General features: G+C 37.9%; 18 protein-coding genes and 1 tRNA gene. 11 read left to right on the top strand and 8 right to left on the bottom strand.

What is annotated here, in order from left to right; translation table 11 throughout:
- Positions 1 to 95: 95 nt before the first annotated feature.
- Positions 96 to 740: a 4'-phosphopantetheinyl transferase family protein gene (locus AC1M9D_RS09455; protein ID WP_481595121.1), complete on the top strand. Its 645-nt coding sequence runs from the start codon at positions 96 to 98 to the stop codon at positions 738 to 740.
- A gap of 38 nt (positions 741 to 778) precedes the next feature.
- On the opposite strand, the gene secF is transcribed toward AC1M9D_RS09455, so the two are convergent.
- The 7 genes from secF to queA form a co-directional block, all read right to left on the bottom strand.
- Complete coding sequence (gene secF / locus AC1M9D_RS09450; protein WP_481612040.1) at positions 779 to 1,756, bottom strand: protein translocase subunit SecF; 978 nt, start codon at positions 1,754 to 1,756, stop codon at positions 779 to 781.
- A 7-nt stretch (positions 1,757 to 1,763) separates the two neighbouring features.
- A complete protein-coding gene (gene secD / locus AC1M9D_RS09445) occupies positions 1,764 to 3,665 on the bottom strand; it encodes a protein translocase subunit SecD (RefSeq protein ID WP_035265600.1) in 1,902 nt (633 codons plus the stop codon).
- A gap of 53 nt (positions 3,666 to 3,718) precedes the next feature.
- Complete coding sequence (yajC, locus tag AC1M9D_RS09440; RefSeq protein ID WP_035265599.1) at positions 3,719 to 4,048, bottom strand: preprotein translocase subunit YajC; 330 nt, start codon at positions 4,046 to 4,048, stop codon at positions 3,719 to 3,721.
- A gap of 97 nt (positions 4,049 to 4,145) precedes the next feature.
- Positions 4,146 to 5,276: a tRNA guanosine(34) transglycosylase Tgt gene (gene tgt / locus AC1M9D_RS09435; RefSeq protein ID WP_035265598.1), complete on the bottom strand. Its 1,131-nt coding sequence runs from the start codon at positions 5,274 to 5,276 to the stop codon at positions 4,146 to 4,148.
- Between the two features lie 285 nt (positions 5,277 to 5,561).
- On the bottom strand, positions 5,562 to 6,131 hold the full coding sequence (locus tag AC1M9D_RS09430) for a LemA family protein (RefSeq protein ID WP_481587159.1): 570 nt from the start codon (positions 6,129 to 6,131) through the stop codon (positions 5,562 to 5,564).
- Positions 6,132 to 6,163: 32 nt separating this feature from the next.
- Positions 6,164 to 7,198 (bottom strand): hypothetical protein, encoded by a 1,035-nt coding sequence (locus AC1M9D_RS09425; RefSeq protein ID WP_481612026.1) that lies wholly within the window; start codon positions 7,196 to 7,198, stop codon positions 6,164 to 6,166.
- 10 nt (positions 7,199 to 7,208) lie between these two features.
- On the bottom strand, positions 7,209 to 8,246 hold the full coding sequence (gene queA / locus AC1M9D_RS09420; protein ID WP_481612025.1) for a tRNA preQ1(34) S-adenosylmethionine ribosyltransferase-isomerase QueA: 1,038 nt from the start codon (positions 8,244 to 8,246) through the stop codon (positions 7,209 to 7,211).
- Between the two features lie 182 nt (positions 8,247 to 8,428).
- On the opposite strand from queA, the gene AC1M9D_RS09415 reads away from it, so the two are divergent.
- From AC1M9D_RS09415 to AC1M9D_RS09400, 4 genes are all read left to right on the top strand, one after another.
- Positions 8,429 to 8,515 (top strand) — tRNA-Leu (locus AC1M9D_RS09415).
- 358 nt (positions 8,516 to 8,873) lie between these two features.
- Positions 8,874 to 10,154, top strand: a complete 1,281-nt coding sequence (locus tag AC1M9D_RS09410; RefSeq protein ID WP_481612024.1) for a sensor histidine kinase — start codon at positions 8,874 to 8,876, stop codon at positions 10,152 to 10,154.
- A 65-nt stretch (positions 10,155 to 10,219) separates the two neighbouring features.
- On the top strand, positions 10,220 to 12,961 hold the full coding sequence (glnE, locus tag AC1M9D_RS09405; RefSeq protein ID WP_481612023.1) for a bifunctional [glutamate--ammonia ligase]-adenylyl-L-tyrosine phosphorylase/[glutamate--ammonia-ligase] adenylyltransferase: 2,742 nt from the start codon (positions 10,220 to 10,222) through the stop codon (positions 12,959 to 12,961).
- 34 nt (positions 12,962 to 12,995) lie between these two features.
- The gene (locus tag AC1M9D_RS09400; protein ID WP_035265589.1) at positions 12,996 to 13,922 is read left to right on the top strand and encodes a branched-chain amino acid transaminase; all 927 of its coding nucleotides are present in this window, start codon (positions 12,996 to 12,998) and stop codon (positions 13,920 to 13,922) included.
- Positions 13,923 to 13,958: 36 nt separating this feature from the next.
- On the opposite strand, the gene AC1M9D_RS09395 is transcribed toward AC1M9D_RS09400, so the two are convergent.
- Positions 13,959 to 15,128, bottom strand: coding sequence for a nucleotide sugar dehydrogenase (locus AC1M9D_RS09395; protein ID WP_481612022.1), 1,170 nt, complete (start codon positions 15,126 to 15,128; stop codon positions 13,959 to 13,961).
- 168 nt (positions 15,129 to 15,296) lie between these two features.
- Here AC1M9D_RS09395 and AC1M9D_RS09390 point away from each other — a divergent pair, with 168 nt between their 5' ends.
- From AC1M9D_RS09390 to AC1M9D_RS09365, 6 genes are all read left to right on the top strand, one after another.
- A complete protein-coding gene (locus tag AC1M9D_RS09390; RefSeq protein WP_481612021.1) occupies positions 15,297 to 16,067 on the top strand; it encodes a glycosyltransferase in 771 nt (256 codons plus the stop codon).
- Between the two features lie 11 nt (positions 16,068 to 16,078).
- Entirely contained in the window at positions 16,079 to 17,689 is a 1,611-nt protein-coding gene (locus tag AC1M9D_RS09385; protein ID WP_481612039.1) for a glycosyltransferase family 2 protein, read from the top strand.
- The gene (locus tag AC1M9D_RS09380) at positions 17,686 to 18,660 is read left to right on the top strand and encodes a glycosyltransferase (protein WP_481587165.1); all 975 of its coding nucleotides are present in this window, start codon (positions 17,686 to 17,688) and stop codon (positions 18,658 to 18,660) included. Before AC1M9D_RS09385 ends, AC1M9D_RS09380 begins: the two co-directional genes overlap by 4 nt.
- A 235-nt stretch (positions 18,661 to 18,895) precedes the next feature.
- Positions 18,896 to 19,660 (top strand): glycosyltransferase family 25 protein, encoded by a 765-nt coding sequence (locus AC1M9D_RS09375; RefSeq protein ID WP_481612020.1) that lies wholly within the window; start codon positions 18,896 to 18,898, stop codon positions 19,658 to 19,660.
- A 7-nt stretch (positions 19,661 to 19,667) separates the two neighbouring features.
- The gene (locus tag AC1M9D_RS09370; RefSeq protein ID WP_481612019.1) at positions 19,668 to 20,459 is read left to right on the top strand and encodes a glycosyltransferase family 25 protein; all 792 of its coding nucleotides are present in this window, start codon (positions 19,668 to 19,670) and stop codon (positions 20,457 to 20,459) included.
- An 11-nt stretch (positions 20,460 to 20,470) separates the two neighbouring features.
- Entirely contained in the window at positions 20,471 to 20,611 is a 141-nt protein-coding gene (locus AC1M9D_RS09365) for a hypothetical protein (RefSeq protein ID WP_481612018.1), read from the top strand.
- Positions 20,612 to 20,681 lie beyond the last annotated feature (70 nt).

The raw sequence follows: 20,681 nt of genomic DNA, 5'->3' as shown, positions 1-20,681 counted from the left end.
ATTGTAAATTTAGTCCAGAAAGCCCAAATGTGAAGTTTGGGCTTTTTTTATCATGCGAATAAATTAAGATAAATGGAATCACTGAGAACGTTATTATGACCCGTCATATTCAAATTGATATTTCTAAAATTTCTTCTTTTTTTCAAGTTCCTGAAAATCTCACACGTACAGAAGAAATCAGTCTTAGAAAAAAAATGATTCACCAATATCGTAACTGCTTACTAGGAAGTAAATTAAATAAAACAATAAAAAATGAGGATATTGACCAAACGAAAGATGGAAAACCTTTTTTGAAAAAAATCTCAAACTTTGAGTTTAACCATAGTCATAGTCAACATTATTATGCTTTAGTTACATCACATCATATTCGAGATTTGGGTGTGGATATTGAAGAGCTGAATCGATCAATTCGATTCGAAGCCTTAGCCAAACATGCATTTCATCCACTGGAATATGCGATATGGGCAGAATTGGATTTTGATTCTCGCTATTGGTTTAAAGTCTGGACCATTAAGGAAGCAATTCTGAAGGCACATGGGATGGGAATCCGCATGAGCTTAAATGAGTTGAATACCAATGCCCATACCACACAAATGGGTGGGGTTTGTGAGCATCCAGTCTTAGGGGTATTTGCTTATCAGAATTTTGAAATCATGGATTGTATGCTGACAGTCGCATGGCGAAGTGAATATTCTTGCCGTGGTTTTGCAATTCCTCAAATTCAAATCACTCAACATTAAAAAAGCCCATCATTTGATGGGCTTTTTGTATTGAATGTTTATTGAGGAATTTCTTCTTCCTCTTCAAATTCAGGTTTTACTTGAACAATAAAGTCTTGGCGGTTCAGACCACGCCACAATGCAAAGGCAGTACCGATATAAATCGAAGAATATGTTCCGACAAAAACGCCGACAAACATTGCAATCGAGAACCATTTCAAACCATCACCGCCCATGATCATCATAGCAACGACCACAAGCAATAATGTCATAGAAGTGTGGATGGTACGACGTAAGGTTTCAGTCAATGCAATATTAATGACTTCAAGGGGTTCTGCACCGCGGATTTTACGGAAGTTCTCACGAATACGGTCAGATACAACGATGTTATCGTTTAATGAGAAGCCAATAATCGCAAGCAGGGCAGCCAGCACGGTTAAGTCAAATGGCCACTGCATCAATGCAAAAATACCAAGAGTCACGATAATATCGTGAAATAGCGATAGAACTGCACCCATTGCCAACTTGAATTCGAAGCGAATCGTCACATAAATCAGCATGATAATCAGTGCTAAAGCCACAGCACCTGCTGATTTAACGTAAAGTTCGTTTCCAACTTGACCACCAACAACATCCACTTTTGGAACAGTGACTGGATTATTGTCTAACTGAACTGCAGTGGTAATTGCTTTGGTTAAATCTTCCGCTTCAAGGTCTTCTTGAACAGGCATACGAACCATTAAATCTCGTTCAGAACCTAAGGTTTGAACCACAGCATCATTGAAACCCGCATTACTTAATGCTTGCGTAACTTCAGAGGGTTTTACAGGATTGGTATAATTCAATTCAGCTGCAACACCACCAGTAAAGTCTAGTCCTAAATTAAGACCTTTGGTCGCAATAAAGAAGATACTTGCAATTGTCAGGATGATTGAAAGCCAAGCTGCTGGTTTTGCAATCTTCATGAACGGGATAATGCGTTCGTTGTCTGGACGGCCGTACTGTTTTGATTCGAGTTGAGTATTTTCAGTCATGATAGATCTCCTAAATGCTCAACTTTTTCAAGTTACGTTTTTTACCATAAATGATCTGTACAATTGCACGCGTTACTGTAATCGCAGTAAACATCGAGCAAACAATACCAATCATGAGTGTCACGGCAAATCCTTTGATCGGACCAGTACCAATGGCAAAGAGAATAAATGCAACAAGGAATGTGGTTAAGTTCGAGTCAAAGATGGTGTTATAAGCTCGATCATAACCTGCAACAATCGCCTGTTTAGGCGATGCCCCCCATTTGATTTCCTCGCGTATTCGCTCGCAAATGAGAACGTTTGCATCCACCGCCATACCGATGGTAATAACGATACCTGCAATACCTGGCAGCGTTAATGAAGCACCGATCCAAGACATAACCGTCAAGATCATTGCTAAGTTGAATACTAAAGCGAAGTTCGCAATGACACCGAATAAGCGGAAGAATACCACCATCCAAATTGCGACCAAGATGAATCCAATTTGAGTAGATAGTACGCCTTTGTCGATGTTTTCTTGACCTAGGCTTGGACCGATAACACGCTCTTCAACAAAGTACATTGGCGCAGCGAGTGCACCTGCACGAAGCATTAAAGCTAGTTCAGCCGCTTCTTGAGGTGAATCTAAACCAGTAATACGGAACTGTGAACCCAGTACTGCTTGAATATTCGCTGCATTAATGACGACAGACTCAGTATATGGTGTGCGTACTTCAGTTTGTGCGCCTGTCTCAGGATCTTCAACGTAACTGATACGTTGTTTATTCTCAATGAACAGTACCGCCATACGCTTACCAACAGCGCTACGAGTCGCATCTGACATTAACTTACCACCTGCATTATCAAGGGTAATGTTAACTTCTGCTGTACCACTATCTTGTCCAAAGCCTGAAGAAGCATTTTGTACACGCTCACCCGTCAGAATACGATTACGGTTAAGTAAAAGTTCACGACCACTGTCTAAAGACTCATAGGCGAATACTTCTGTCCCTGGAGGTAAGGGTTGACCATTATATTTCCCTGAATAAGGATCAATATATTGATCATTTAGATCAGACACCAAACGGAATTCTAAGTTTGCTGTACGACCTAAGATACGTTTTGCTTCAGCTGTGTCTTGGACACCTGGTAATTCAACCACGATACGGTTGCTACCTTGGGTTTGAACCAATGCTTCTGCAACACCAAGTTCATTAATACGATTACGAAGTGTTGTTAAGTTTTGATCTAGCGCATATGACTGAATTTCTTGCTTCGTGGTGTCTGTATAGGTTAAACGAAGACTGGCACCATTTTCAGTTGCAAGTGCTTGTTGAGTATATTTATTGCCGTTACGACGAAGCTGATCCATCGCTGCTGCACGATCTTCATTGTTAGCAAATTGAACAGTGATCGCATTGTTATTTAATGAAAGACTATTGAATTTGATCTTGTTTTCACGGAATTCGCGTCGCAAATCAGCAGCCGAAGTTTCCATACGCTGCGCAATCGCTTTGTCCATATCCACCTCAAGGAGGAAGTGGACACCACCGCGCAAATCAAGACCAAGTTTCATTGGTCGTGCACCGATTTTCTGTAACCATTCAGGTGTTGTTGGTGCGAGGTTTAATGCAACAACATAGTTTTCACCCAGACCTTCACGTAGGATATCTTTTGCTTTTAATTGGGCTTCAGAACTGTCTAAACGTAGAAGGGCAGCATTTTGAGTAAAGCTGTTATTGTGGGATTGGATATTGTTGCTTTTTAATAGTTGCTCTGCTTTTTGAATCACTGTGTCATCAATGACAGAACCAGCTTTTGCACCAGAAATTTGGACAGCTGGTTCATCAGGATACAAACTTGGCAGGGCATATAATGTACTCACGACTAGTACAACTAGAATGAGTAAATATTTCCATGCTGGGTAACGCATTCGCTTTCTTCTTAAAATGAAAAAAGTCGTGCAGCTGCACGACTATTTTATAATTAAAGGTTATTTAGAGTGCCTTCAGGTAATACTGAAATCACGCTTGCACGCTGAATTTTAACTTCGTTGCCACGGTTTAATTCAACCACAGCGAAATCACCTTCGAGTTTAGTAATACGGCCCATTAAACCGCCCGCAAAAACGATTTCGCTGCCAACGCCTAAGCTCTCAACCAAAGTACGATGTTCTTTCGCACGTTTTGCTTGAGGACGCCAAATTAAGAAGTAGAAAATTGCAATGAATACCGCAATCATCAATAAGTTAGCAACTAAGCTTGGTTGTTGTGCAGCTTCACCAGCTGCGTGTGCAGTCGAAATAAAAAGGCTCATTTCATTTTCCTAAACTAAAAATATCAAAAAAGATGATAAAAAATCGGCTTGTTCAGCAATTTACATTGTCTTTTTGCTCAGCGCAAATACTGATGTATTAATCTTGCGGACAAGGTGGTACTTCAAGCCCACGGCGTGCATAAAAATCGTGAACAAAATCATCAAATGTTCCGTTATCTAATGCATCACGCATCATTTCTGCTAAACGCAAGTAATAACGAAGGTTATGGATCGTCCCAAGCATTGATGCAAGCATCTCACCACATTTTTCTAAATGGTATAGATACGAACGGGTAAAGTTGGTACAGGTGTAACAATCGCAATGCGGATCAAGTGGGCTTTGATCATGGCGGTATTTCGCATTTCGTATACGCACTAAACCGTCCGTAACAAAATAATGTCCATTACGTGCGTTACGAGTTGGCATTACACAGTCAAACATGTCTACACCACGACGAACAGCTTCAACGATGTCTTCTGGTTTGCCAACACCCATTAAATAACGTGGTTTATCCGCAGGCATTTGCTCTGGAAGATAATCAAGGACTTTGATCATCTCTTCTTTTGGCTCGCCTACAGAAAGACCGCCAATCGCATAACCATCAAAACCGATTTCTTTTAATCCATTTAGTGATTCTTGGCGGAGGTCTTCATACATGCCGCCTTGAATAATACCAAACAGAGCATTGCGGTTTTTTAACACATCATGATGTTGAGTCTTACAACGCTTTGCCCAACGCAATGAAAGTTGTAGAGATTTCTGAGCTTCTTCGTGAGTCGCTGGATAGGGTGTACATTCATCAAAAATCATCACGATATCTGAATTCAATGTATGTTGAATATCCATCGAAATTTCAGGAGAAAGAAAGACTTTAGAGCCATCAATTGGAGAGCGGAATGTTACGCCGTCTTCTTTGATACTACGCATTGCGCCTAAGCTAAATACTTGGAAGCCACCAGAGTCAGTCAAAATTGGTTTATTCCATTTCATAAAACCATGTAGACCACCGTGCTCGCGAATGACATCTAGACCAGGGCGTAGATATAAATGAAAGGTATTCCCTAAAATGACCTGTGATTTAATTTCTTCAATATCACGTGGGAGCATGCCTTTAACAGTGCCGTAAGTTCCGACAGGCATAAACATCGGTGTTTCAACGACACCATGTTCCAAGGTTAAGCGTCCGCGTCGAGCGCGACCAGACTGACCTAATTTTTCAAACTTCATAAATTGTCCAAATCGAGGCGAAAAAACAGTTCGCTGATTGATAGCGATAAAGCGCTCTATTTTCCTAGATTCGCGCAGTTTATGCTAGAAAAATTACATTATTCTTAACGACTTGGATTTTTGTTTATGAAAAATTACAAGAGATTCATGATCTTGCTAAACAATGAAGATATCTGTTTATTTTTCGCCCAGCTATACAGTTTTTAGCGTATCCTAATATGAATAAATCGTAATGGATAAACAACGTGATTCTCTAAGATATTGCCACTTTTTAAGGTGGAATCCTTATTTGAAATTAGGGCGATAATCAAAATTTTGTTGCGCTTGATGATCTGTAAATGGGCGAATAGGTTTCTTTGCGAGGCTGATACTGTTGATTAAGTTATTTGGAAAAATTTGAATCAAGTTATTAAACTCTTCGACATTTCGATTGAATATTGAAATTGCAGCACTGACATTTTCATTTTGCTCTTGAATGTCATGCATCATTTGGTTGTAAAGCTGATCAGCTTTGAGATCTGGATAATTCTCAACAACCACATTTAAACTTTTCATTAACGACTGACTTAGCGCTTCAATATGCTGAAGCTGAGCTACATCAGTTGATTGTGTATTGAGATTTAGGATTTGTTGGCGTAAGGCTGTGATATTTTCTAATGTTGATTTTTCAAACTCAGTGTATTGAGATAAATTTTGCTCAAGATGCTCTAATGTTTTAATTTTCTGACGTTCAAAATTTGCGACATCTGACCAAGCACGCTGAGAAGCATTCAAATATCGAACGATATTATTTCGAACCCATATTCCCCAGACAATAATCAAAACAAAGATGGAAAGAAAAATGAATAAGCCCATGCGCATTACCTAATATGATCGTTATATCGTTATTATGCGACTAAGTTTAGCATGCTATGTTTGAGTTGTTGATAATTTGGCATGGTTAATGTTCTTAAGTAACCGCGCAAAGCTGATATATTTTTGATCTCTTTGATTTCAAGTTTGTGTGTGACGTCAAATAAATCGCGATCTCCCAAATAACACATGATTTGGTCATGAGGGTGGAAAATTAAGTCGCCCTGGTGAATTCGATAAAATTCAATCAGTTTGAGTGTGGTTGATGGCGTCATGATCTTTGCGAGTTGTAAGCGATCTGTACCGTAAATCTGAACTTTTTTACGTAGCTCTAAATCACTGCTCTCCCAGCGCTCTATATATGGTGTGGAGAACCCCTTCTTTCTACTGGTTGTCGCTAATCCTAGTGGTGATATATCAAATACAAATACGCCCCAACGATGACGTTCAATTTTTTTTAATTTTTGTGGTGTTTTGTTTTGCTCTGGCAGATTGACTTCATCAATAAATCGGTAATGAAAAAGCATAACAGGGAAATCTTGGTTTTGAGCGTTTTTCCACGTGGTAGAGGCAAATTTTAAAATGTCATTGGCATGGTTGCCTTGGTTAAACAAAGGAAATTTTTGCCTTAGCTGACTTATGATCAAGGTGTTATGTCTATTTGTTCCAAGGTGTGATGGCGTTGAATAAGCTTCTATACCGAATTTAAAACCAATCATTCGCTCTTCAAGAAATGAAATCACTTCATGAATAGGTTTATTTGGTTCATAAATGATATATGCAATCAGGATAAGTATCGCCGCTGAGCTATATGCCATCCATTTTAATGTGTCAAAAATAGGAAAGAGCGAAAAAACAATGAATAGGATGGCAAGCGTAACTAAAAATTTAGGTATGCCATTGTGAAAAAAGAGTTGGGTATTTGAACCCCATGGATGTAATCCTTGCAGGATGTCATCAGAATGCTGAGCAGAACGTCCAAGAGCCCAAAGCCGATCAACACTGGCCATAATTTGCTTGTTCTTTCGGGTGCGAAGGTGAAGCAGTTGCTGAACAGAATCAATCGGCATAGATCAGATCCTAATCTTTTACTTGGTCAATCAACATTGCGTCACCATAACTAAAGAAACGATAGCGTTCTTTTACAGCATGTTGATACGCATTCAAAATATAATCACGATTGGACAGGGCTGAGACAAGCATTAATAATGTTGATTCTGGAAGGTGGAAGTTAGTAATTAAGCGATCTACTACTTTAAATTCATAACCAGGATAAATAAAAATCTGAGTATCACCAGTCCAGCCCTTCAGTTGGCCATCATTGGCTTGAGCCGCACTTTCAGTTGCCCGTGTTGCAGTCGTTCCGACGGCAATCACTTTATTGCCTCGATCTTTAGTCGCCTTAATCAACGCCATAGCTTCATCGCTGACTTGGCACCATTCACTGTGCATGATGTGATTTTCGATATCAGTGGTGCGTACTGGTAAGAAGGTACCTGCACCCACATGTAAGGTGACAAATGTCTTGTTTACACCTTTATCTTCAAGTTTTTTTAATAGTTGTTCATCAAAATGTAGAGACGCCGTTGGAGCAGCAACGCTAGCAATTTTTGTAGGATCATTAAATACGGTTTGATAACGAACAGTATCAATATCTTCTGCTTCTCGGTTGAAGTAAGGTGGAATAGGCAATGCACCATACTGATCCAATACATCTAAGATTGGTTTGGAAAATTCCACCACATAGAGATTTTCATGGCGCCCTTGAACCGTAACTTTAACCTCATCTGATCCGACAAAAAGCTCAGCACCTGGTTTTGGTGAGTTACTTGCTTTGATATGGCAATGAGCAATAAATTGATCAAGCATTCTTTCAACCAGAACCTCAATCGCACCACCCGAAGCACGCTTACCTTTCAAGCGAGCTTTCATTACCTTGGTATCATTGAGAACTAATAAATCACCTTCATTAAACAGGTCTAAAATATCGGTAAATTGGTGATCATCATACTGACCATCCGCCTTAAGATGAAGCAGGCGAGAAGCACTTCGTTCTTCAAGAGGGTAACGGGCAATAAGTTCGTCTGGGAGTTCAAAGCTAAAATCAGATAGTTGCATAAGAATATAAAAATGGAATCAGCAAAAATTTTGGCATTAGTATATGCTTTTTTTGCCCAGTTCGAGCTGAGTTTGGTGGTTAAAAAAGCATAATGCATGCTATTGATTTAAAAATAGGCGCTTGAGTCAGGTTATGCATTGACAAAGAAAAGAAAAACGATATTATACCGAACACAACCTTTCCCGAGGTGGTGAAATTGGTAGACGCGGCGGACTCAAAATCCGCTGTCAGAGATGACGTGTCGGTTCGAGTCCGACCCTCGGGACCAAATACTTAAAGGCCTTCAAGCATATTCAGACTTGAGGGCCTTTTTATTTCTTTTAAATAAATAAAGGAATTTTAAAATTTCAAATGAAGATTTGATGAATAATATAAGATAAGGATTGAGTAAATTTTATTTTAATAATAAATAGTTATGGTTTATTCAATCGATCTTCACTTGACGCTTACGTTTTATAAAGTACGACTCATGCTTTAGCTAGATATTCAGTCCTCAAAAATGCACTTTCTTAATATTTGAGAATGTATTAGTCTTGATGAAATAAGGTTTCATTTCTTTACTGCGAAATGAAAAAATAAAATGTAATCGATCATTATTCCCCTTTACTCCATGGCAGGATGTAGACATGAAAATAGAATTTATAGATGTCGATCAAGCTGATCAGCTCAGTGCCTGCAAAATGTCTCTTTTACTCGGTGTATCAACGCCAAAAAATCAACTTGAGAGTTTTTTAAGATTTGCGCGTGGCATTTTAAATGCGGAGTCAGCAATCTTAGCTTTTCATGATGAACCATATGTGTGGCATTCTTCTCCAAATGGATTTAAAGCTTTTAATGCCAATAAAAAAGCAAAATTATTACCATATTTCGCGGGTCAAACTTCGATCAGTCGTGATCATCCTAATTATTCATCTTTTTCAGCACATATTCATCAACTCGGAGTTGATCACGAGCGAATTATAGCCATTGATTTAAAAGTGAATGATGATTTTTCAATTGGTCAAGTGATTTTATTTGATAATCAGCACCAACCTTTTGATGATCATAATTTAGAACTGGTTTATGATTTTTCCATGAGCTTAATTCGTATATTAGAGCTTCATTCGGATTATGCGGAACTCAAAGAATTATATGAACAACAATCGGCGCTTAATTTCAGTAAAACAAAATTCTTTCAAATCATTGCACACGATTTACGTGCACCATTTCATGGCTTATTAGGTTTTTCTGATGTATTGGCCAATGAACGTGAAAGTTTGGATGAGGACAGTGTACAGAATATCGCTGAGTATCTACATGATACCGCTCAATCGACTTATAACTTATTGGAAAGCCTATTAAATTGGGCAATGGCTGAAGGCGGGAGATTTGTCTATCACCCTATTCAGTTTGAGCTTAAACAGGTGACAAAAATCGTTTTTGATGTTTTAAACACGGTGGCTGTGAAAAAAAATATTCAATTAATTGAAAGTGTGCCGCAAGAGTTAAAAGTCTTTGCCGACATTAATATGATCACATCAGTGATTCAAAACTTGGTATCCAATGCTTTGAAGTTTACTCATGTGGATGGAACTGGAAAAGTTTATATCGAAGCATCAAAATGCGATCAAGGTGTCGAAATTGCCATTCGCGATACAGGTTTAGGTATGACACCACAGCAAATTGAGAAGCTTTTTCAACCGGATTTGAAGGTATCTATTCGTGGTACATCTGGTGAAAAAGGTGCTGGTTTAGGTTTGGTGTTATGTAAAAGATTTGTTGATTTGAATCATGGTGAAATTTGTGTCAGTTCTCAACAAGGTCAAGGTACGACTTTTAAAGTCATATTACCTGAAGCAGACACTCATGCAGCGTTACCTGCCACCCCAAATACGAGTAATCAAACATCTTTGGAAAAAGTGAACTAAATAGTCCACAAATTGCGTAAGGACTGATATAAAAGAGTTTTAGATTTATTCAGGCTTTTTTTCAAATGAATGCTGATCAGTTGCAAAAAACTCTTAGAGCCAGTCAATACGCGGAACAAGTTTATAATTTACATCAAACATTATTAGAACAAGATTATTCATCTGATCAATTTAATAAATTTTTAAGTACTGAACAAATCTATCACATTGTACAAAAAGAACTTGCTGACATTCAGGATGAAAAAGAATGGATGCAAAAAATTCGAATTTTGCGAGCACGGTTAATGTTTCGGTGGATTTGGCAGGATGCGAACCGCCTCATTTCAGTTATTACATTGACTCGTGAGCTTTCAGACTTTGCCGATGCCAGTATTGATGCAGCCAAAAGCTTCGCTTATCGTCCATTGCAAGCCAAACATGGAGAGCCGATCGGCTATAACGGTAAGCTTCAAGACCTTATCGTGATTGCAATGGGTAAATTGGGGGCTCAGGAACTTAATTTATCCAGTGATATTGATCTTATATTTGCCTTCGATGAGCAAGGTGAAACCAATGGTCGTAAATGTATTGATGTTCAGCAATTTTGCATCCTTTGGGGGCAAAAAATTATTTATTTGTTGGAACATATCACCGCAGATGGATTTGTATTCCGAGTGGATATGCGATTACGACCATGGGGTGATGGTTCAGCACTTGCAATCAGTCATGCGGCACTCGAAAAGTATCTCAGTCAACATGGGCGTGAGTGGGAGCGTTATGCATGGATAAAGGCGCGTATTGTTACAGGAGGAAAGGAAGGGGATGAGCTTCTGGAAATGACTCGACCTTTTGTATTCCGCCGTTATGTGGACTACACTGCTTTTGCAGCGATGCGTGAAATGAAAGCGATGATTGAGCGTGAAGTTCAACGTAGAAATATTGAAGATGATATTAAACTTGGTGCAGGTGGTATTCGTGAAGTCGAGTTTATCGTTCAAGTTTTCCAGTTGATTTATGGTGGTTCAAAACTTGAGCTACAAGACCGTCAATGTTTAGTGAGTCTACATCATTTGGGGGTTGTTGGATTACTTGAACCTGAAGTGGTGGATGAGCTTGAAAATGCTTATTTATTCTTGCGTCGTGTGGAACATGCCATTCAAGCGTTGAACGACCAACAAACTCAATCACTGCCTACAGAACCTGACCAAAGAAATCGCATCGTAGAGACACTTGGATTTGAGAGTTGGGATGCTTTCTTAAATGTTCTCAATGATCAGCGCGCTATAGTAACTTATCAGTTTGAGCATTTAATTAAAGAAAAAGAAGTAGATCCATTGGTTGAAAGCTTTAGCCAAATAGAGCAGCAATTGAATGAAGTTTTAGATGAGTCTGCTAAAAATTTGGTTCGTGAGTTTTGGTATGGACATGCCATCAAAAAATTACCCGCTAAAGCAGTTAATCGTTTAAAAGAGTTTTGGCCTCATCTGATTCAAGCTGTTCTCGAATCGGATAATCCACAAGTCGCTTTGGTAAGACTCATGCCACTGGTTGAATCTGTGATGCGGCGAACAGTCTATCTAGTGATGTTAATTGAAAGCAAAGGAGCATTACAGCGACTCGTTAAAATGGCGACTGTAAGCCCATGGATTTGTGAAGAGTTAACCCATTATCCAGTTTTACTTGATGAGTTTTTATCGATGGATTTTGAGCTACCTAAACGCCAAGATTTGGAGGATTCACTCAGACAGCAACTGCTGCGCATTGAAATTGATCAAGTGGAAGATCAAATGCGCGTATTGCGCCTATTCAAAAAATCAAATGTTTTGACTGTAGCAGCAAGTGATGTATTGGCTGAAAGTCCACTGATGCGTGTGTCTGATGCGCTCACCGATATTGCTGAGGTTTCAGTTCAAGCGACCTTGAATTTGGCATATCAAATTACAGCCAAAAAACATGGTTACCCAGTAGATGCAGATGGTCAACGTTGTTCAAAAAATCATATGGCATTCACTGTCATTGGGTATGGGAAATTAGGCGGTATTGAACTTGGGTATGGTTCAGACCTTGATTTAGTCTTTATCCACTATATGGATGAACAGGCAGATACAGATGGCTTGAAACCAATTAGTGGTTTTGAATTTGCGATGCGTGTTGGGCAAAAGCTCATGTCGCTGATGACAACCCAAACTTTAGATGGTCGAGTGTATGAGATTGATACACGATTGCGTCCTTCAGGAGAAGCAGGGCTTCTCGTTACAAGCCTTAAGGCTTTTGAGCAATACCAACTTAAAAATGCATGGCTTTGGGAGCATCAAGCGATTGTTCGTGCGCGTAGTATAGCGGGTGAGCAAAGCTTAAGAGAAAAGTTTGAGGAATTACGCTGTCGTATTTTAACTTTGCCTCGAAATGAAGAAACGGTAAGAGCAGAAGTGCTAAAAATGCGTCAAAAAATGAAAGACCATTTAGGCTCATCAAATGAGCAAAAAAAAGATGGAATTTTTCATTTAAAACAGGATGCAGGTGGTATCGTTGATATCGAATTTATGGCACAGTATGCAGTATTAGCATGGAGTGGGACGAATCCTGATCTCGCCCATTACTCCGACAATGTACGAATCCTTGAGGATGCCGCAAAAACTGGCTGCTTATCCAGCGCCGATGCGACAGCATTGATTCAAGCTTATCTCCGTGAACGTGCCGAGAGTCATCGTTTAGCCCTTGCAAATCAATCCATGCAAGTGAGTGCTGCGAATTGGCTCGATACCCGTAAGGTCGTTTGCAAGCTATGGCAAAGATTAATAGATCCAACTGCATCAGTAGTTGGATAGAAATGACTGTGTATAAAAATTTGGAGTTTAGGTCATGAATTTGGCTGATCGTGATGGTTTTATTTGGCAAGATGGACAATTAGTTGATTGGCGTGAAGCAAAAACTCACGTCTTAACACACACTTTACACTACAGTATGGGTGTGTTTGAGGGTGTCCGTGCCTACGAAACTCCGAATGGAACGGCAATTTTCCGTTTAAAAGAACACACTAAACGTCTTTTAAACTCTGCCAAAATTTATCAAATGAAAGTTCCGTTTGATCAGGCGGCATTAGAACAAGCTCAAATTGATGTGGTGCGTGAAAATAAATTGGCTTCTTGCTATTTACGTCCAATTATCTTTATTGGTTCGGAAAAGCTAGGTATTGCAGCGACGGATAATACAATTCATGCAGTGGTTGCTGCGTGGAGCTGGGGCGCTTACCTTGGTGAAGAAGCAATGGCGAAGGGTATTCGTGTAAAAACTTCTTCTTTTACACACCATCACCCTAACGTGACGATGTGTAAGGCGAAAGCATCAGGAAACTATACGCTGTCTATCTTGGCACACCAAGAAGTTGCGCACTCAGGTTACGACGAAGCAATGTTACTTGATCCACAAGGTTATGTGTGTCAAGGTTCAGGTGAAAACGTATTCTTAGTGCGTGATGGCGTGATTCATACCCCTGATATCGCTGGTGGTGCTCTTGATGGTATTACTCGTCAAACGATTATTACGATTGCGAAAGACCTTGGATATGACGTTGTAGAGCGCCGTATCACACGTGATGAATTCTACATCGCTGATGAGGCATTCTTTACGGGTACTGCTGCTGAAGTAACGCCAATCCGTGAATATGATGACCGTCAAATTGGTGAGGGTGTTCGTGGTCCAATCACAACACAAATCCAAAAAGCATACTTCGATGCCGTACAAGGTAAAGACCCTAAATATGCTCACTGGTTAACATATGTGAAATAATTAATGCTTTGAAAAAGGACTCAATTGAGTCCTTTTTTAATCATCTTTACCAAAAATATCTCTGGTATACACTTTATCTGCAACATCATTTAGTTCATCGCAATGACGATTACTAATAATTAAATCTGATCTTTTTTTAAATTCTTCCAGTGTTTTGATGATTTTTGAGTTTTGAAATTTTTTCTCTGAAAGCGTTGGTTCGTAAATAATGATCTTGATTCCTTGCGCTTTGAGACGACGCATAACACCTTGTATTGCTGACGATCGAAAATTGTCTGAACCACTTTTCATGACCAAACGATATATCCCAACAACGCTAGGGCATCTTTCCAAAATAGACTGTGCAATAAAATCTTTGCGAGTACTATTCGCATCTACAATGGCTTGAATTAAATTGCTTGGAACTTGGTCGTAGTTGGCGAGTAATTGTTTAGTATCTTTAGGAAGACAATATCCGCCGTAACCGAATGATGGATTGTTATAAAATTTACCAATACGAGGATCTAAACATACGCCCTCGATCATTTGGCGAGTGTCCAATTGGTATATTTGAGCGTAAGTATCTAGTTCATTGAAGAATGCAACGCGCATAGCTAAATAGGTGTTTGCAAAAAGTTTGATTGCCTCTGCTTCTGTGGAGTCAGTGAATAAGACTGGACAATCTATTTTATAAGCACCTTCTATGAGCATATTTGCAAATTGATGTGCTCGTTCTGAATTTTCACCCATTATAATTCTTGAAGGATATAAGTTATCCAGCAATGCTTTTCCTTCTCTCAGGAACTCGGGTGAAAATATAATATTTTGTGTTTCAAATTTACTTTTTAGTTGTTGGGTGTAACCTACAGGAACTGTCGACTTGATAATGATCGTCGCTAATGGATTAATACTTAAAATCTCAGTGATCACAGATTCAACACTTGAAGTGTCAAAATAATTGGTTGTAGGGTCATAATCAGTTGGCGTCGCAATAAGAATATAGTCTGCCTGAAAATACGCATCCACAGTATTAGTTGTTGCTTTAAAGTTTAATGATTTATTGCTTAGAAAATCAGAGATTTCTCTGTCTTGTATAGGTGAGATTTTCTTGTTCAATAAATTTACTTTGTTTTGATCAATGTCTAAGGCGGTGACTTCATGGTGTTGCGCTAAAATCATCGCATTTGAGAGACCAACGTATCCAGTGCCGACAATAGTAATTTTCATTATTTTAGTTCAAGCCAGATTAAATTTAATTTGACAAAATAGGGTTTCTAAGACGTGACAATTTAATGAAGATTTGATTTCAATTTGAGCGAGTTTGAATTCTTATCGTTCAAGAATATTTTAACTCTGTGGTATGATGCAGCTATTGATTCGGTGGAATAAAACGGCATGTCAATACATGAAAACAATGTCTTATTAGAAGAAGAGATTGCACAAGAACAGAACATTGTTTTGTGTATGAAGTGGGGAACCAAATATGGTTCTGAGTATGTGAATCGTCTTTACAATATGGTGAAACGACACACGACTGTTGATTTCCAGATGGTTTGTCTCACTGACCGTACAGAAGGAATTGATCCAAATGTTAAATGCTTTCCTATTCCACCGTTAGCATTGCCTGAAGGTGCGCCTGAGCGTGGTTGGAACAAACTTTCAACTTTTGAGCCTGATTTATATGGCTTAAAGGGTAATGCGCTATTTTTAGACTTGGATGTCGTTATCGTTGATAATATGGATGAATTCTTCACTTATCCAGGTGATTTTCTAATTATCCATGACTGGAAACGACCATGGCGAATCACAGGTAATAGCTCAGTATACCGTTTTAAATTGGGCGCTTTCCCTGGATTATTACCATATTTTCGTGAAAACTTTGATGAAATTCGGAAAAAATTCCGTAATGAGCAAGCTTATTTGTCATGGTATGTAGATAAACATGCTAAGCAAACTTATTGGCCAGATAGCTGGTGTAAAAGTTATAAATATCACTGTTTACAAAAAATCCCAATGGCGTTTTTTAAGCCACCAGTAAAACCTGAAGGTGCTAAAATTATTATTTTCCATGGTGAGATTAATCCACCTGATGCAGTTAATGGTGGCGGTGGTAAATGGTACCGCTATGTGTTGCCAAGTCAATGGATTAAGGATGCTTGGCGCTAAACATGGAAATGTTGAATAGACAAGAAAGAGCATACCGTTTATCTGTTGTGATGATGGTAAAAAATGAGGCTGAAAATTTAGCAGTTAGTTTACCTGCATTGCGTGGTTGGGTAGATGAAATCATTGTGCTTGATTCTGGAAGTACTGATCACGGACGTGAACTGGTCGAAGCTGCTGGCGGTCAATGGTTTGTGAATACAGATTGGCCTGGTTTTGGTAAACAGCGTCAATTGGCGCAAAGCTATGCGACTGGTGATTGGATTCTAGCGTTGGATGCTGATGAAGAAATTACTGAAGAATTAAAGCAAAGCATTTTAAAAGTTATCCAAAACCAACCTGCAAATATCGTTTATGGAATTAAACGCGTTGATTGTGTTTTTGGACATGAGATTGACAATCGTTATTGGTCAATAAAAGCGCATTGGCGTTTATATCCTAAATCATTTCAATATAACGATAATTTAGTGCATGAATCTATTGTTTTGAATCAAGCTAGAACAGAAACATTGAATGGATTCATGTTGCATCATACTGCACCTACACCAGAATTTTTACTCAGCAAAAGACTCCAATACGCGAAAGCGTGGGCAGTTGATCGTTTTAATCGTGGAAAATCAACTTCATCATTTGCAATTTTACTGCATGCATTCTGGGCATTTATAAAACAATATATTGTAGATGGTCGTTTTTTGAAAGGCCGCTATGGTTTTTTATACTCGTTAATATTTGCGCAATATACTTTTAATAAATATGCAATTTTGTATGATCTACATCATAACAATGCCGAAGGAAAGTTTGTTGCTGAACATCAAGCATTGCAGAATCTAACTTCAATCGAGCTTGGGACAGAAAAAAGATCCACTTTATCATTGGTGATTATTTTAAAAAATGAGTCAAGACATTTGGCAGATTGCTTAGATAGTGTGGTTGATCTCGTGGATGAAATCGTCATTCTAGATTCAGGAAGCACGGACAATACTCGAGAAATTGCTGATCGTTACGGTGCAAAATGGTTTGTAAATACTGATTGGAAAGGTTTTGGTAAGCAACGTCAATTGGCTCAAAGTTATGCCACTCAAGATTATGTGTTTGTTCTGGATCCAGATGAGCGATTGGATCAACCTTTACGTGACTCGATTGCAGAAATTCTAAAGCAGCCAGTACAGTATGATCGAGTGTTTAGTTTGGCGCGAGTGAATTTATTCTGTGGTGTTGAAGTTCAAAAACGAGGCTGGTACACCGACAAACTTGCAAGACTTTATTCACGTGAGCATTTTAAGTATTCAGATTTAGAAGTGCATGAATCTTTAGACCAAAAAGGAGTTTCAGCACAATGTTTGCCAGGTTATTTGGCTCATTTGACCAACGATGATTTACACCATTTCTTGCTCAAAAATGTTCGATATAGTCATGATTGGGCAAAAGATAAGTTTAAAAATGGAAAAAAAGTCAGTTTAATTGCCTTAATATTTCGATCAATATTTTCATTTATTCGAGAATATATTATCCGAGGTGATTTTGTTGGTGGAGCATATGGATTATTTTTGGCAATCGCTTCGATGGGATACACCTTTAATAAATACGTGATGCTTTGGCAAATGAATCAAGAGAAGAATAAATGAATATTGTAATCGCAAATATGTCGACGATTCCAGTTTTTGCTTACGGTGGAACGGAGCGAGTTATTTGGGATTTAGCAAAAAAATTAGTCGAGTTCGGTCATAAAGTCACATTTATCGTCCCGAAGGGCTCAACTTGTGATTTTGCAGAAGTTATTGAAATTGATCCTTTTAAATCTTGGAATCAATTAATTCCTGAAAATACAGATATCGTTCATTTTCAATTCCAACCTAAAAACCTTGAAATTGATATACCTTATGTTGTGACAGAACATGGTAATGCTCAAGTGGGTGATTTGTTAGATAGAAATACTATTTTTGTTTCAAAAAATCATGCAGAGAGACATCAGTCGAACAGTTTTGTTTATAACGGCCTCGATTGGTCAAATTATGGTAATGTGAATTGGAAAGCCAAGCGTGATTATTATCATTTCTTAGGTAAAGCGGCTTGGCGTTTAAAGAATGTCAAAGGTGCGATCAATGTTGCTTTAAAAGCGAAGCAAAAATTAGATGTATTGGGTGGTGACCGCTTTAATTTTAAACGAGGCATACGCTTAACATTTTCTCCAAATATTCGTTTTCATGGTATGGTGGGCGGTCAAGAAAAACTCGCACTATTAAATGGTTCAAAAGGTTTGATTTTTCCAGTGCGTTGGCATGAACCATTTGGTTTAGCGATTATCGAAAGTATGTATTTCGGGTGTCCAGTTTTTTCAACGCCTTATGGGGCTATTCCAGAATTAGTTCCTCATTTTTGTGGAAAACTTTCACCTCAAACCGATGAGTTAGTCGATGCTATTTTGAATCAGAAATATGATCCTTTACAGTGCCACGAACATGTTAAAGAATATTTTAATGCTGAAAAAATGATGTATGGATATTTAGAAAAATATCAAATGGCTGTTGAGGGTAAAGCATTTAATTATCAAGCTCCATCATTATTGAAAGATAGCACTCATTTAGATTGGCATTAAAAATGCTAAACTCTCATGTAGTTTTTAAATGTATTGCAAATGTTCTAATGTGTAATTAGACAAACTAGAAAAACTAACTTTTATGGATAGATATTTTTTTAATTAATCTAAATTAAAGTATAATGTATATGTTTTTTTCATACTAGAACTGTTGAATGTGAAATTTATTAACAACCATAATCTATTAACTTTTTTTATTTTATAAGCTTAGTAAAAAGTAGATCCCCAATTTTATATGAAGAGTTTTGTTATAAGTTTACCTTCTGCTCATGAGCGAAGGAGTCATATCACTGAGGAATTTCACGCAAAAAAAATTGATTTTGAGTTTTTTGATGCTCTAACTCCCGATTTAGCCTACGAAATTATAAAATCCGATTTTGCTTTTTTTGACCTGACTAAAATTAGTGAAGGTGAATTGGCGTGTGCATTGAGCCATATTACTGTTTGGAAGAAAGCGCTGAATGATGGTTTGGATTATGTTGCGATCTTTGAAGATGACATTTTTTTAACTGAAGATGCATCATTATTTTTAAAGGATAGTAGTTGGTTAGAACAAAATATAGATATTTTAAAGATTGAAACTTTCTTCGAGAGAGTAATTTTAAAAAAATCAAAATTAAGTAAAGAAAAACATGTAATAAGTGAGCTAAAAACAGATCACTTTGGGGCTGCGGGATATATACTTTCGAAAAAAGCCATAAAAAATATTCTAAACTATATTCAGCATCAAACAACGTTGAAACCATTGGATCACATACTATTCTCTGATTTGCTTAAACACAATGATTATATTGTTTATCAGTTGGAACCTGCCATTTGTATACAAGAGAAAGTTCTCAAGCAAGAAATTACGCTCGTTAGTTCGCTAGATGCTTTCCGCAACAATTTTAAAGTACCAAAACAAATGTTGAGCATTGATCAAAAAATCAAACGAGAATTTCTTCGTTTGATTCATAAGTTGAGGCTATGTTTGTTTGCTAGAAAAGTAGAGTTTAAGTAGCTGAATTATGAGAAATTTTGTTATTAGCTTAGAGACTGCTAAGAGCCGACGTGAACACATAAGCATTGAATTCAATCGTCAAAATGTTGGTTTTGAGTTTTTTAATGCGATTACACCTGATTCTAGTCAGAAATCGATTAACTTATTAGATCTAAATTTTCAAAAGACAGAGCTTACAGAAGGTGAAATAGCTTGCTTATTGAGTCACCTCACTTTGTGGAAAAAAGCAGTTGATGAGCAATTTGATTTTATTACTATATTTGAAGATGATGTTTACCTGGGTCAAGAGAGTCATCTACTTTTAGAGAATTATAATTGGATACCAAAAGATACACATATAATCAAACTTGAAGTTTTCTCAAAAAAAATAAAAATGGCTTATCAAAAGCAAGCTATAGTACCTGGTAAACGAGCGTTGTATCAGCTGAATGGTATACACTTAGGTTGTGCTGGCTATATTTTATCTAGAAAGGCTTGTGAACAATTATTGCAATATGCTCGAAGTCTTGATGAAATGGTGGCTGTTGATCATATAGTTTTTGAATTATTTGATCAGTCAACTCAGTATACTCCATATCAATTAAGTCCTGGGTTGTGTATTCAAAGCGATATATTAAAGCCTACACAAAAAGAAATTTTTGAAAGTAGTTTAGAGCAGAATCGTCGTAAGCGTTTTGATATTCAAGTACAGCATATCAAGCAGAAATTGACGTTTAAACAAAAGGTTGTACGGGAGTGGTTTAGACTCATTCAGCAACTGTTGGATGTATATCAGCACCGAACAATTAAGTTTAAATAGGAAAAATATCGATGGGTGATGAGAAGGTTATTCTAGCTGCTGCTACAGGTTACAGTGTTTCTCAAATTTTAGCGTTCATAAACTCTTTAGATCATACTGGATTTGATGGTGAACTTGTTTTAATCATTTATGGCTTTGTTGCACAAACCTAGCATCAAAAGCTTATTCAGCAATATAATTTCAAAATGAATAAGCCTGCCTCTAAAATCTACCGTACAACCA

This window comes from Acinetobacter sp. ANC_7682, from assembly GCF_056779795.1.
This window is presented reverse-complemented; position numbering and strand designations above follow the sequence as displayed.

Coding starts and splice junctions, on each gene's coding strand:
- yajC (WP_035265599.1), bottom strand. CDS start 4,048: ATGAGCCTTTTTATTTCGACTGCACACGCAGCTGGTGAAGCTGCACAA.
- AC1M9D_RS09375 (WP_481612020.1), top strand. CDS start 18,896: ATGAAGAGTTTTGTTATAAGTTTACCTTCTGCTCATGAGCGAAGGAGT.
- queA (WP_481612025.1), bottom strand. CDS start 8,246: ATGCAACTATCTGATTTTAGCTTTGAACTCCCAGACGAACTTATTGCC.
- AC1M9D_RS09425 (WP_481612026.1), bottom strand. CDS start 7,198: ATGCCGATTGATTCTGTTCAGCAACTGCTTCACCTTCGCACCCGAAAG.
- AC1M9D_RS09390 (WP_481612021.1), top strand. CDS start 15,297: ATGTCAATACATGAAAACAATGTCTTATTAGAAGAAGAGATTGCACAA.
- AC1M9D_RS09430 (WP_481587159.1), bottom strand. CDS start 6,131: ATGGGCTTATTCATTTTTCTTTCCATCTTTGTTTTGATTATTGTCTGG.
- tgt (WP_035265598.1), bottom strand. CDS start 5,276: ATGAAGTTTGAAAAATTAGGTCAGTCTGGTCGCGCTCGACGCGGACGC.
- AC1M9D_RS09365 (WP_481612018.1), top strand. CDS start 20,471: ATGGGTGATGAGAAGGTTATTCTAGCTGCTGCTACAGGTTACAGTGTT.
- AC1M9D_RS09410 (WP_481612024.1), top strand. CDS start 8,874: ATGAAAATAGAATTTATAGATGTCGATCAAGCTGATCAGCTCAGTGCC.
- AC1M9D_RS09395 (WP_481612022.1), bottom strand. CDS start 15,128: ATGAAAATTACTATTGTCGGCACTGGATACGTTGGTCTCTCAAATGCG.
- AC1M9D_RS09370 (WP_481612019.1), top strand. CDS start 19,668: ATGAGAAATTTTGTTATTAGCTTAGAGACTGCTAAGAGCCGACGTGAA.
- secD (WP_035265600.1), bottom strand. CDS start 3,665: ATGCGTTACCCAGCATGGAAATATTTACTCATTCTAGTTGTACTAGTC.
- AC1M9D_RS09455 (WP_481595121.1), top strand. CDS start 96: ATGACCCGTCATATTCAAATTGATATTTCTAAAATTTCTTCTTTTTTT.
- glnE (WP_481612023.1), top strand. CDS start 10,220: ATGAATGCTGATCAGTTGCAAAAAACTCTTAGAGCCAGTCAATACGCG.
- AC1M9D_RS09380 (WP_481587165.1), top strand. CDS start 17,686: ATGAATATTGTAATCGCAAATATGTCGACGATTCCAGTTTTTGCTTAC.
- AC1M9D_RS09400 (WP_035265589.1), top strand. CDS start 12,996: ATGAATTTGGCTGATCGTGATGGTTTTATTTGGCAAGATGGACAATTA.